Annotated in this window: 10 protein-coding genes; 4 read left to right on the plus strand and 6 right to left on the minus strand. The window is 69.8% G+C overall.

Translation table 11 applies throughout. From position 1 onward, the window contains the following. Nucleotides 1-2 precede the first annotated feature (2 nt). Nucleotides 3-1490 carry a xylulokinase gene (locus tag ACX80J_RS02980; protein ID WP_459345647.1) on the plus strand — a complete coding sequence of 496 codons (1488 nt, stop codon included), beginning with the start codon at nucleotides 3-5 and terminating at the stop codon, nucleotides 1488-1490. A gap of 120 nt (nucleotides 1491-1610) precedes the next feature. Here the strand turns inward: ACX80J_RS02980 and ACX80J_RS02985 are convergent, their stop codons facing one another. From ACX80J_RS02985 to ACX80J_RS03005, 5 genes are all read right to left on the minus strand, one after another. Next, on the minus strand, nucleotides 1611-1799 hold the full coding sequence (locus ACX80J_RS02985) for a hypothetical protein (RefSeq protein ID WP_459346762.1): 189 nt from the start codon (nucleotides 1797-1799) through the stop codon (nucleotides 1611-1613). A gap of 192 nt (nucleotides 1800-1991) precedes the next feature. Next, nucleotides 1992-4334: a beta-xylosidase/alpha-l-arabinosidase gene (locus tag ACX80J_RS02990; protein WP_459345649.1), complete on the minus strand. Its 2343-nt coding sequence runs from the start codon at nucleotides 4332-4334 to the stop codon at nucleotides 1992-1994. A gap of 2 nt (nucleotides 4335-4336) precedes the next feature. Next, on the minus strand, nucleotides 4337-5155 hold the full coding sequence (locus ACX80J_RS02995) for a carbohydrate ABC transporter permease (RefSeq protein WP_459346763.1): 819 nt from the start codon (nucleotides 5153-5155) through the stop codon (nucleotides 4337-4339). After that, a complete protein-coding gene (locus tag ACX80J_RS03000) occupies nucleotides 5155-6102 on the minus strand; it encodes a carbohydrate ABC transporter permease (RefSeq protein WP_459345650.1) in 948 nt (315 codons plus the stop codon). The genes ACX80J_RS02995 and ACX80J_RS03000 overlap by 1 nt, the downstream gene beginning before the upstream one ends. An 8-nt stretch (nucleotides 6103-6110) precedes the next feature. Next, nucleotides 6111-7412, minus strand: a complete 1302-nt coding sequence (locus ACX80J_RS03005; RefSeq protein ID WP_459345651.1) for an extracellular solute-binding protein — start codon at nucleotides 7410-7412, stop codon at nucleotides 6111-6113. 175 nt (nucleotides 7413-7587) lie between these two features. On the opposite strand from ACX80J_RS03005, the gene ACX80J_RS03010 reads away from it, so the two are divergent. Next, nucleotides 7588-8646, plus strand: coding sequence for a LacI family DNA-binding transcriptional regulator (locus ACX80J_RS03010; protein ID WP_459345652.1), 1059 nt, complete (start codon nucleotides 7588-7590; stop codon nucleotides 8644-8646). A 94-nt stretch (nucleotides 8647-8740) separates the two neighbouring features. After that, nucleotides 8741-9880, plus strand: coding sequence for an ROK family transcriptional regulator (locus ACX80J_RS03015; protein WP_459345653.1), 1140 nt, complete (start codon nucleotides 8741-8743; stop codon nucleotides 9878-9880). Between the two features lie 104 nt (nucleotides 9881-9984). Here the strand turns inward: ACX80J_RS03015 and ACX80J_RS03020 are convergent, their stop codons facing one another. Then, nucleotides 9985-10224: a DUF3073 domain-containing protein gene (locus ACX80J_RS03020; protein ID WP_087074409.1), complete on the minus strand. Its 240-nt coding sequence runs from the start codon at nucleotides 10222-10224 to the stop codon at nucleotides 9985-9987. Nucleotides 10225-10523: 299 nt separating this feature from the next. Between ACX80J_RS03020 and ACX80J_RS03025 the strand changes: the two genes are divergently transcribed. Continuing rightward, nucleotides 10524-11597, plus strand: coding sequence for a septum formation family protein (locus tag ACX80J_RS03025; protein WP_459346764.1), 1074 nt, complete (start codon nucleotides 10524-10526; stop codon nucleotides 11595-11597). Nucleotides 11598-11666: the final 69 nt, after the last annotated feature.

The following is an 11666-nucleotide window of genomic DNA, read 5'->3' on the forward strand; positions in this document are numbered from 1 at the left end:
CCATGGCCCTCGTTGCTGGCGTCGACTCGTCCACACAGAGCTGCAAGGTCGTCGTCGTCGACACGGCGACCGGCGCGGAGGTCCGTAGCGGCCGTGCCCTCCACCCGGAGGGCACGGAGGTCGACCCCGGCGCATGGTGGGAGGCCCTGCGGTCCGCACTGGAGGCCGCAGGAGGACTGGCGGACGACGTCGGTGCCCTCGCAGTCGCGGGCCAGCAGCACGGAATGGTGCTGCTGGGCCGCGACGGCAGGGTACTGCGCGACGCACTGCTGTGGAACGACACGCGATCGGCCGGCGCGGCACGGGACCTGATCGGCGAGTTCGGTGCCGATGAGCTCGTGGCCCGCACCGGGCTGGTCCCCGTGGCGTCGTTCACCGGCGCCAAGGTGCGGTGGGTTCGCGACGCCGAACCCGCCGTGGTCCCGGAGATCGCTGCCGTCGCACTCCCCCACGACTGGCTGACCTGGCGCCTGCGCGGTTTCGGGCCGGCGGGGGAATCTCCCCTCGGCCCCGTGCTGAAGGAACTGGTGACGGACCGCTCCGACGCCAGCGGCACCGGCTACTGGAGCCCGGCGACGGGTGGATACGATCTCGCCCTGTTCGAGGACATCCTCGGCCGCCCCGCGCGCGAAGCGCAGGGTGCCGGGGACACGGCCTCGGGCGACGGGACCGAGGTCATCCTCCCCCGGGTCCTCCCGGCCGAGACGGTCGCGGGCACCGTGCACTCCTCGTTCCTCACATCGGAAACCCACCGGATCGTCCTCGGGGCGGGTGCGGGCGACAACGCCGGCGCCGCCCTCGGGCTCGGTGCGGAGGAGGGTGACGTCGTCGTGTCCCTCGGAACGAGTGGGACGGTCTTCGCCGTCGCTCCGAAACCGGTCGCCGACTCCTCGGGAGCGGTGGCCGGATTCGCCGACGCCAGCGGACTGTTCCTTCCCCTCGTGGCGACCCTCAACGCGGCACGCGTGCTGTCGTCGGTGGCGGGGATCCTCGGCGTGGACCACGACGGCTTCGCCGGGCTGGCCCGCGAGGCCGCGCCCGGAGCCGACGGCGTGGTCCTGGTGCCCTACTTCGAAGGTGAGCGCACCCCGAACCTGCCGACGGCCAAGGCCAGTTTCCACAACCTCAGCATCGCCTCGAGCACCCGCGCGAACCTGGCGCGGGCCGCCATCGAAGGGATGCTGTGCGGGCTGGCGGACGCGCTGGACGCCGTGCGGGCAACGGGCGTCGAGCCGCGGCATCTCCTGCTGATCGGCGGAGCAGCCCAGAACGGCGCCGTCCAGGAGGTCGCCGCGCAGGTGTTCGACCTCCCGGTCCGCATCCCGGCGCCCGGGGAATACGTGGCACGGGGGGCCGCGGTACAGGCCGCGTGGGCCCTGACGGGATCACGGCCACAGTGGTCGGTGGACACCCTGAAGAACCAGACGCCGGATCACCGTCCGGTCATTCGCGAGCAGTACCGGGCAGCAGTCGGGTCCGTGACGTTCTAGGCCAGTACGGCGATCCACCCCGTACGACGACGAGGCACCGACCCACCCGGGTCGGTGCCTCGTCGTCGTTCTGGTGGCGTCCCGGTCTCGTCCGGGTGTCGCCCTGGCGGAGCAGTGGAGCTAGATGCCGGCCTGGTGGTTGATGCCCACCTGGTCGACCTTGCGGTGGAAGCGCATCCCGGCCTTGCCGCCGAGGATGGCGCCGGTAAGCGGGACGAGGATCGCGATGGCCAGGTCGATCAGCCCGCCGACCGTCAGGGCACTGCCGTCGACGGGGATGCTCGGCGCACCGTTCAGGCTTGACAGCACGTTGAACTGGTTGCCGGGGGTGTGCCGCGGGCGGTGCGCCCCTCGTCAGCGGTACCGCCGGTGAAGACCTGACGCAGGCCTCGGTCGCCTCCCGGGAATGCCCGCCTGCATCCGGGAACGCCGCAGCCCGCTCCCGCGAGGGCGGAAGCGGGCTGCGGTCCGGCGTGATGCCGGCAGGTCACTCGCGGCGTGTCAGAGGGAGTGCACCGTGACGTCGCAGTGCAAGCGGCGCGTGTGGTCCACGTGCCGGGCCTGCCCCGTCAGCGTGAGGGGCACGGTGGCGCGGATGTCGCTGCTCGAGGCGCCGAGCCGGAGCTCGAGCGTCCCCGGCTCGACGACGCGCAGTCCGTCGCGCCCGGTGAAGGCGGTGACGTCGGCAGGGACGGTGAAGGCGACCCGCGCCGAGGCCCCCGCCGCCAGGGGCACGCGTGCGTAGCTGATCAGTCGCTGCACCGGCCGGACGACGGATGCCACCGGGTCGTGCAGGTAGAGCTGCACGGTCTCGACGCCGTCGCGCCCGCCCGCGTTGGTGATGGTGATCTCCACGGTCACCTCGCCGTCCGTGGCGGCGGTATCCGCCGATGATTCCACGTCCTGCCAGGTGAAGTCCGTGTAGCCGAGGCCGTGGCCGAAGGCGAACGCCGCCGTCGGATCGATGTTGGACACGCTGTTCGCCTGCGCCAGCGGAACCGCGAGGTAGGTGGACGGCTGCGCGCCTGGCGTCCCCGGGATGCTGACCGGTAGGCGCCCGCTCGGGTTGATCCTCCCGCTCAGGACACCGGCGACAGCGGCCGCACCCTCCTCGCCGGGGAAGAACCCCTGAACGATGGCGGCGGCATCGGTCGCGGCGGACCCGAGGGCATAGGGGCGCCCCGTGAGCAGGACGACGACGACCGGTTTGCCGGTCGCGAGCAGCTCGTCGAGCAGCTGCTGCTGGACGCCCGGGAGCGCGAGGGACTCGGCGTCGCACCCTTCGCCGCTCGTGCCGCGGCCGAAGAGCCCCGCACGGTCCCCGAGGACGGCGACGACGACGTCGGAACCGCCGGCGACGGCAAGCGCCTCGTCGAAGCCCGTCGTCGCGGTGCCATCGATGGTGCAGCCCGCGGCGATCGTGATGTCACTGTCGGCGAACTCTCGCTGGACGGCGTCCGCGACCGTGGGGATGGTGAGGCCCATCTCCACCTCGGGGTGCTGCTCCCCCACGTGGGCGGGGAAGGAGTAGCAGCCCAGGAAGGCCCGGTGCGTGTCCGCGTTGGGACCGATCAGGGCGATGCGGGGAGCGCCGGCGAGCGGCAGGATCCCGCCGTTGCGCACCAGGACGATCGACTGCTCGGCGAGCTCGCTGGCGATGGCACGGTTGGCGGGGGTGTCGAGGTCGACGACCGGGACACGGGCCCCGGCGCCGGCCAGGGCCGGAGGAACCGGTGACCATTCGGGATCGAGCAGGCCGAGGTCCAGCTTCTGCTGCAGGACGCGGCGGAGCGCCCGGTCGACGAGCCCCTCGTCCAGCCTGCCGCCGTCGATCTCGGCGAGCAGGTGCTCGCCGAAGGTGTGGATCGTCGGGAGTTCGACATCCACGCCGGCCGTCAGCGCTGCCGCCGCGGCATCGCCGAGCGTCGCGGCCACGCGGTGGAGCTCCTTGAGGAAGGCGATGCCGAAGTAGTCGGCGACCACCGTCCCGTCGAAGCCCCACGTATCGCGCAGGAGCGAGGTCAGGAGCGAGGCGTCGGCCGCCGTCGGCACGCCGTCGATGTCCGTGTAGGCGTGCATCACCGAACGCACCCCGGACTCGCGGACCGCCATCTCGAACGGAGGCAGGAGCACGTCGGCGCGCTCGCGCTCGCCGATGGAGACCGGGGCGAGGTTGCGGCCGGCCTTGGACGCCGAGTAGCCCACGAAGTGCTTGAGCGTCGCGACGACGCCGGCCCGTTCCAGTCCCTGCACGTAGGCCGTGGCGATGGTACCGATCAGGTAGGGGTCCTCGCCGATGGTCTCCTCGACCCGGCCCCAGCGGGCGTCGCGCACGACGTCGAGCACCGGAGCGAGTCCCTGGTGGACGCCGACGGAGCGGAGGTCCGCGCCGATCGCCGAGGACATGGTCCGCACCAGGTCGGGATTGAACGTGGCACCCCATGCCAGGGGCACCGGATAGGCGGTCGCCTTCCAGGCTGCGAAGCCGGCCAGGCATTCCTCGTGCACAAGGGCGGGGATGCCGAAGCGGTTGGCCGCCGCGATGCGCTCCTGGGTCCGCTGCAGCGACAGGGCGCCGAGCCCTGGTTCCACGGGTGCGGTGCCGAAGGGCCGGGTCAGCTGGCCCAGGCCGTGCGGCAGGAGTTCGTCGAGGTCGACGGGCTCGTTCATCTCGTTCTGGTGGGGAGCCACCTCGCCGCCCTCGGTGTTGGCGCCGACCCAGACGCCGACCAGCTGGGCGACCTTCTCGCGAAGGGTCATCGCCTGGATCAGGGCCTCGACCCGGTCCTCGGGTGTTGCGGCGGTGTTCCGCCACGGGGCGTCGTTCAGTGTTGTTTCAGTCATGGTTACTTTCCGCCAGCGCCCATGAGGCCCTGGACAAGCGCGCGGCGCGCAAACAGGTAGACGAGCAGTACGGGCACCATCGACAGCGTGACCGCGGCGAGCAGACCCGGGATGTTGATGCCGTACTGGGTCTGGAAGTTGAAGAGGCCGAGGGTCACCACGCGGGTGCTCTCGGACTGGGTCAGGATCAGGGGGAACAGGAAGCCGTTCCATGCCTGCAGCGCGGAGAAGACGGCGATCGTGGAGATCCCGCCCTTGGACAGCGGGAGGACCAGCCGGAAGAAGGCACGCGCCGGGCTCGCGCCGTCCATGGCCATCGCCTCGTACAGTTCCCCCGTGATGTCGCGCATGGTCCCGCTGAGGATGAGCGTGCAGATCGGCAGTGCGAAGGCCGCCGTGGGGAGGATGACGCCGATCAGGTTGTCGTAGAGCCCCACGGTGTTGATCAGGTAGAACACCGGCACGATCACGGCCTGCGCGGGAATCGCCAGACCCAGCAGGAAGAAGCGGAACACGAACGACGCCGCACGGCTCCGGCTGCGCACGATCGCGTAGCTCAGCGGCGGCACGAGCAGCAGGACGATCGCGACGACGCCGACGGTGACCACGAGGGTGTTCAGGAAATACCGTCCGAAGCCGCTCGTGATGGCATCCGCGTAGTTCTGCAGCGTGAAGCTGGTCGGGAAGGACAGGGGCCCGTTGTCGCCGAACTCGGCGCGCGTCTGGAACGTCCCCGAGATCATGACGTAGAGGGGGATCGCGACGATCAGCAGCCAAAGGAAGGAGCCGATGCCCGCGAGGTGGTTGGGACGGGTCTTCATCAGAGTCCTTCCAGCGAGCTGTTCATCTTGTCGTAGCCGGAGACCTTGACCACCACGAGGGAGATCGCGGTCGCGACGACGACGAGTACCAGGGCGATGGCGCTGCCGACGCCGAAGTCGAAGCTCCGGAACGCCTGCTGGTACATGTAGAAGGCGGTGATGGTGGTGTCGGTACCCGGTCCGCCGTTGGTCAGGATGAGCACCGTCTCGAACGTCGTCAGCCCGCCGACGACCATCAGGATGATCGAGGTGATGGCCGTGTTCCGCAGCTGCGGCAGGGTGATGGAGAAGAACTGGCGCACCATGCCCGCGCCGTCGATGGACGCCGCCTGATAGAGGACGGGCGGGATGCCCTTGGCCGCACCCTGGTAGATCAGGGTGTGGAAGGGCGTGAACTGCCACATGCCCACGAAGATGAGGACGCCGATGGCCCCCGTCTGCGTGCCCAGCAGGTTGCCGTCGCCGAACAGCCACGACAGCTGGCCGGGGATGCCGAAGTTGGGATCGAGCAGCGCCCGCCAGAGGACGGAGATCGCAGCCGAGGACAGCAGCAGCGGGATGAAGTAGATGGCGCTGAGCACGGCGCGGTTGCGCTGGTTGCCCGCTGCCCAGACACCGAGCAGGATGCTCAGCGGCGTCTGGGTGACCACCCCGAGGACGATGAACAGGAGGCTGAGCCAGAGGCTCTTGAGCATCACCGGATCGGCGATGAGCGTCTTCCAGTTGTCGAGCCCCACGAACTCCGGGTCACCGAGTCCGCTCCACGACGTGAAGGACAGGACGGCGACGGCGGCCAGGGGAACGAGTGCGAAGAGCGCGAAGAAGATGGTGGCGGGCAGGGCCCAGGCGAAGCCCGGGCGTCCGACGGACGAGGCGCCCGAGCGGGCCGGGCGGCTCACGGTGGAGCCGCCCGGCGCTGGCCGCCTGCGGGTAGCAAGCGTTGTCATGGTGTGTCCTACAGGCTCTGCATGGCCTTGATGAAGCCATCTTCATCGATCTGGCCGCTGAAGAACTGCGCTACGGCCGTGTGGATGGTGACGGTCGCCTCGGGCGGGTAGGCCTGGTCCCAGGAGAGCTGGAAGTGCGGCGCGTCCTTCACGAGGTCGAACTGGTACTTCGCGTACTCCGGGTTCGAGGCCTGATCGAGGAACTCCTCCGTGTTCGTGGTGGTGGGCAGGTTGCCGATGGCGATCTGCTCCTGCACGAACTCGTCTGAGTACATGAGCTTCAGGAACTCGGCAGCCTCTTCGGGGTACCGGGTGTCCTTGGTGATGGAGTAGAAGTTGTTCGTGTTGCCGGCGAGGTTGTCGGGATCGCCCTCTCCGCCTTCGATCGCGGGGAACTCGCTGTAGCCGAGCACGTTCTCGGCGAACTCGGGGTTGGCGTCCAGGTGCGTCGCATAGGCCCACGAACCCATGAGTTCGAAGCCTGCCCGGCCGCTGGAGAGCAGGGTGGGAGACCCGCCGTCGGTGAACTTCACGGAGTCGAAGTTGGTACCGAAGGCACCCGCGTCGATCAGTTCCCGCAGCTTGCCGAGGGCCTCGCGGCTCTCCTCGGAGTCCCAGACGCTCGTGTCGCCGTCGAGCGCGGCCTGGAACAGGTCCTCGCCGGCCACGCGGTCGAAGACGTACTGGAACCACATCTGGGTCGGCCACTGGTCCGCGCCGCCGAGCGCGATCGGGGTCACGCCCGCCGCCTTCAGCTTCTTGACGTCCTCGAGCAGGTCGTCCCAGGTTGCCGGCGGAGCATCGATGCCGGCCTTCTTGAGCACCTCGGAGTTGTTGAAGAGCATGACGGGCTGGGTGCCGCGCATCGGGATGCCATAGCTCTTGTCATCGACGACCGCCGTGTCGAAGACGGACGGCAGGAAGGCGTCCTTCAGCTGCGGGTCCTCCTCGATGAAGTCGTCGAGGGGCAGCAGCAGGTCGGCCTTCACGAAGTTCGCGATGCTTCCGCCACCCCAGTTGAAGAAGATGTCCGGGGCGGAGTCGGTGTCGATGATGGTCTGCAGCTTGGTCTGGTAGTCCGCGCCGGGGATCGTGTCGAGCACGACCTTGACGTCGGAGGTCTCGTTGAACTTGTCCACCATGGCCTGCTCGACCTTGTTGCTGGCATCGCCGTACACGGCGAGGTGCAGCTCGTTCTCGGGCCGGCTCGAAGCGTCGCCGCCTCCTCCGCCGCACCCGGCGAGGGTGAGGCCCAGCATCATGACCGCGGTGCCCGCAAGGCTGCGGGACATCCAGGTTCGGTTGTTCATCGTTGAACGCCTCTCGAAAGTTTCGACGATTATATCGAAAGTTGTGTGATGGGTTGAGTGTATGTAACCGGGGTCTCACTATGCAAGCCGGATGTGCTGCCGGTCACAAATTGCGGAAGGGACAGGCGCAGTCCCGTGCCGCGGCCGCTGTCGACCCCGCATGTAAGCTGTGCGCATGTCGATTCCGGCGGAAGAACCGCGTGTCACCCTCGCCCAGCTTGCGACGGCTGCGGGTGTATCCCTCTCCACGATCTCCAAGGTCCTCAACGGTCGTGCTGACGTGTCCCCGAAAACCCGGGCGAAAGTTGAGGAGCTCCTCGAGGAGCACGGCTACCGCCGACGCAAGGAATCGGCGGCCAAGGCGGGTCTCGTCGAACTCGTGTTCCACGAGCTGGAAAGCGCCTGGGCCTTCGAACTCATCCGCGGGGTGGAGAACGTGGCGAGCGAGCACGGCATGAGCGTGGTGCTGACCGAGACGGGAACACGGCACGCTCCGGGCCCCGAGTGGATCGAAGGCATCCTGTCGAGGCGCCCCGCCGGCGTCGTCCTGGTCTTCTCCGACCTGCCCCAGGAATTCCGCAGGAAGCTCGACGCACGCTCGATCCCCTTCGTGATCATCGATCCCGCCGGGGACCCCGCTCCCGACGTCCCCTCCGTCGGTTCGGCGAACTGGTCCGGCGGGATGATGGCCACACGGCATCTCATCGACCTCGGCCACACCCGGATCGCCGCGATCAGCGGGCCGGAGGACATGATGTGCTCCCTCGCCCGGATCGACGGCTACCGCTCCGCCATGAACCTGGCCTCCCTGCCCATCGACCCGGAACTCATCCGCTACGGGAACTTCCACGTCGACGGCGGACGCGACCACGCCTTCACGCTGCTGCGCGGGCCGAATCCCCCCACGGCGATCTTCGCGGGCAGCGATCTCCAGGCGCTGGGTGTGCTCGACGCGGCACGCCAGATCGGGCTGCGGGTTCCCGACGAGCTGTCGATCGTGGGCTACGACGACCTGCAGCTGGCTCAGTGGTCCAGCCCTGCCCTGACCACCGTGCACCAGCCGCTCATCCAGATGGCCGAGGAGGCCACGCGCATGGTCCTGCGCCTGCGCGACGGCGAGCGCCCCAACAACCTGCGGCTCGACCTCGCCACCAGCCTCGTGGTGCGCCAGAGCACCGCTGCTCCCTCCACCGCTGCCGCGTCCGCCGCGCGGCCGGCGCCGCAGCGGGCGTGACCGCGCGCGCTTCTGGATACGATAGGCCGAGACCAGGTGCCGAGGGCTCCTGCAGGACGAAGGAGAACCCAGGGCCGTGCGGCTACCCGGCGGAATGAACGGCACTGAGAGCCTTCGCACACAGAACCTGTCCCAGATCCTCACGACGGTGCACCGGAACGGCCCGCTCTCCCGCTCCGAACTGACCCGGCGCAGCGGCTTCAACCGTTCGACCGTCGGCGCCCTCGTATCCGCCCTGGCGGAGAAGCGCCTGGTGCACGAGACGGAACCGGCGGGCGACGGCAGGGTGGGACGTCCCAGCCCCATCGTGCAGGCCAACCCGGGGGTCGCCGTGATCGCCGTTAACCCCGACATCGACGCCCTGACCGTCGGCGTCGTCGGCCTGGGTGGGAAGGTGCATGCGCGCGTGCGCCGCGAGACCCGCAGCGTGCCGTCCCTCGACGACGCGGTGCGGCTCACGGACGACATCGTCGCCGACCTCCGCCCCGTCCTGGCGCGCCTCGACCAGGTCCTCGGTGTCGGCATCGCGCTTCCGGGACTCGTCAACGCGGGCGCAGGGCGTGTGCTCATCGCACCGCACCTGGGCTGGCGGGACGCCGACCTCGCCGGACCGTTCGGCAGCGCCCTGGGCCTTCCCGCGGTCGCCGCCAACGATGCGTCCCTCGGATCGCTCGCCGAGAGCATCTTCGGCGCCGCGATCGGTGTTGACCACGCGGTGTACCTCAACGGCAGTGCGAGCGGCATCGGCGGCGGCATCGTGACCGGAGGTGCACAGCTGGTCGGGAGCCGCGGCTACGGCGGCGAACTGGGCCACACGCTGGTCCGCGCGGGCGGGTCCGCCTGTCATTGCGGGCGCTCGGGCTGCCTCGACGCCGAGGTCCGGCTGGAGCGGCTGCTCGACGCGGCGGGCCTGTCGGGGGGCGGTATCGAGGCGCTCGAGGCCGTGCTGTCCGACGACCCCGCACAGGCCGTCCGGGACGAAGCCGAGCGCCAGCTGGAGCTGCTCGCCGTCGCCCTGGTGAATTTCGTCAACATCTTCGACCCCGAGCTGATCGTCCTCGGCGGCTTCCTCGGCTCGCTGTTCGGTTTCCACGGCGCCCAGCTCACGGAGGCGGTGAACCGGGGATCACTGGCCGGCGGGGTGCAGGTGCGCCGCGCAGCCCTCGGCCCGGAACTCCTGCTGGTAGGAGCGGCGGAACTCGCCTTCCAGCCGCTCCTCGCGTCACCCTCCTAAGGCCGGTCCGGGAATGCCCCCGGCGTTCGGGCACGCAGAACGGCGCATCGTCCCGGAGGACGGATGCGCCGTGTGCGGTATCGAGAAGATCGGTCGACCGAAGGTCAGCCGATGCGGCGCGAGCCGCTCTCCTCACCATCGTCGTCGAGATCATCGGCGTACTTGTCCGCGTACTCCGAGTAATCCGGCTCAACCGGCTCGAGAGGTTCGGTACGCCGCGTGGACGCACGACTACCCGGGCCTGTGAGCTCTCGCTGCAGTGCCGAATAATCAGTGGCCGGGCTGAAGTACTTCATGTCCCTGGCCTGCTTTGTAGCTTTTGCCTTTTGACGGCCGCGCCCCATGGCGTGACCCCCTTTGTGCGTCGATCCGGAGGTGGTCACTGGGGCACGAGGCCCAAGGCTGCAGCGAGGCCCCGGAGTATTTGGTCAGTTTGTCGTAGGTATAGATTACATGCTTTCCGCGGCATCCGAGCGCGGGTTCCGCCGGGCTCCGGAGAAGGCCTCGACGGCGGACCGCGGTCCGTGCACGCGGCCTCCGGTGCCGGGTCCGGTCCTCCCCGGAGGATCTTGGATAGAGTCGAAGCCACGCCGGAGCCCCCGGCAGCACGCGCACCAGGAATACAAGGAGACAGCGGCCCACCATGAGCAACGAGGAGCAGGCACCCAGGGAGCCCGGGAACCACCCCGGACCGGACGGGCCGGACGGCCCCGACGGGCCGGACGTGGTGGACGCCGACGCCATCGTGCTCGACGACGGCGACGTCTCCGCCGGCACCCTGGAGCCCGAACTGTCGGTGTCGCCCGAGACTCTCGACCTGCAGGACCCCGCCCTCGGACCCGCACAGATCAGCAGGGACACCGCGGAGGCCGCCTCGCTGGAGGATGCTGCCGCCGAGGCGCGGGCCGTGGCGGCCGCAGCCGAGGAGGCTGGGACACTGGTGGGCGGACCCCTGCCGGCCACCGCGCCGGTGGTCCGTGCAGTCCCCGATGGCACTGCTCCGGCCGGAGGCACAGCGGGCGCGGCGCCCGGACCCGTCGGCGGCCCGTACGCCTTCCCTCCCCAGGGTGGCGAGCCCGGCCTCGGACATCCGGGGTTGTACCCGGGCACCGATCCCGCCTCGATCGGGCCGGCAGGACAGGAGTCCCCGGCAGAACCCCGACCGGCCGACGATGCCCGGGCGGCGTGGATCCCGACGGCGTCGGATCCTGAGGACACCGGTGCGCATGCGGCGCAGGACAGGACGTCCGCCGGCAGCAGCGTCCTGCCGCTGCTGCTGCTCATCGGCGGCGCCGTCGTGCTCCTGGGGCTCCTCGTCTGGCTGCTCGTCTCCCTCCTGGGCGGCGGGAGGAACGAGGAGCGCGTCGATCCCTCGTCGCTCGCAGCAGGCGAGTGCCTCGCCGATTTCACCGAGGTCACCGAGGATGCCGTGCGCGTGGACTGCAGCGAACCGCACAACGCGCAGCTCCTGGCGAGCGAGGACTACCCGGAGGATGCCGAGTTCCCCGGACGCGAACAGCTCGACCTCCGCGCCGAGGCCGCCTGCGCGGCCGCCTCGGCCGACGTCAACCCCGACGTGGTCACCGAGGAGCTCCAGGTGACCCTCCTCCGCGCCACCCCGACCGAGGGGACCTGGGCGGACGGCGACCGCAGGGTCGACTGCTTCGCGGTGATCGGGAACAGCGGCACTGTGAGCCAGAGCCTGCTCGGATCCTGACGCCGGGGGCGGATGCACGAAGGGGAGGAACCCCGGTTCCTCCCCTTGCACGGTACCCGTGGTCCTCCC

The organism is Arthrobacter rhamnosi (genome assembly GCF_054510975.1).

Bases quoted from the DNA above. Each gene is read 5' to 3' on its own strand.
- ACX80J_RS02995 (WP_459346763.1), bottom strand. From the start codon at position 5,155: ATGAAGACCCGTCCCAACCACCTCGCGGGCATCGGCTCCTTCCTTTGG.
- ACX80J_RS03025 (WP_459346764.1), top strand. From the start codon at position 10,524: ATGAGCAACGAGGAGCAGGCACCCAGGGAGCCCGGGAACCACCCCGGA.
- ACX80J_RS02980 (WP_459345647.1), top strand. From the start codon at position 3: ATGGCCCTCGTTGCTGGCGTCGACTCGTCCACACAGAGCTGCAAGGTC.
- ACX80J_RS03010 (WP_459345652.1), top strand. From the start codon at position 7,588: ATGTCGATTCCGGCGGAAGAACCGCGTGTCACCCTCGCCCAGCTTGCG.
- ACX80J_RS02990 (WP_459345649.1), bottom strand. From the start codon at position 4,334: ATGACTGAAACAACACTGAACGACGCCCCGTGGCGGAACACCGCCGCA.
- ACX80J_RS03005 (WP_459345651.1), bottom strand. From the start codon at position 7,412: ATGAACAACCGAACCTGGATGTCCCGCAGCCTTGCGGGCACCGCGGTC.
- ACX80J_RS03020 (WP_087074409.1), bottom strand. From the start codon at position 10,224: ATGGGGCGCGGCCGTCAAAAGGCAAAAGCTACAAAGCAGGCCAGGGAC.
- ACX80J_RS03000 (WP_459345650.1), bottom strand. From the start codon at position 6,102: ATGACAACGCTTGCTACCCGCAGGCGGCCAGCGCCGGGCGGCTCCACC.
- ACX80J_RS03015 (WP_459345653.1), top strand. From the start codon at position 8,741: ATGAACGGCACTGAGAGCCTTCGCACACAGAACCTGTCCCAGATCCTC.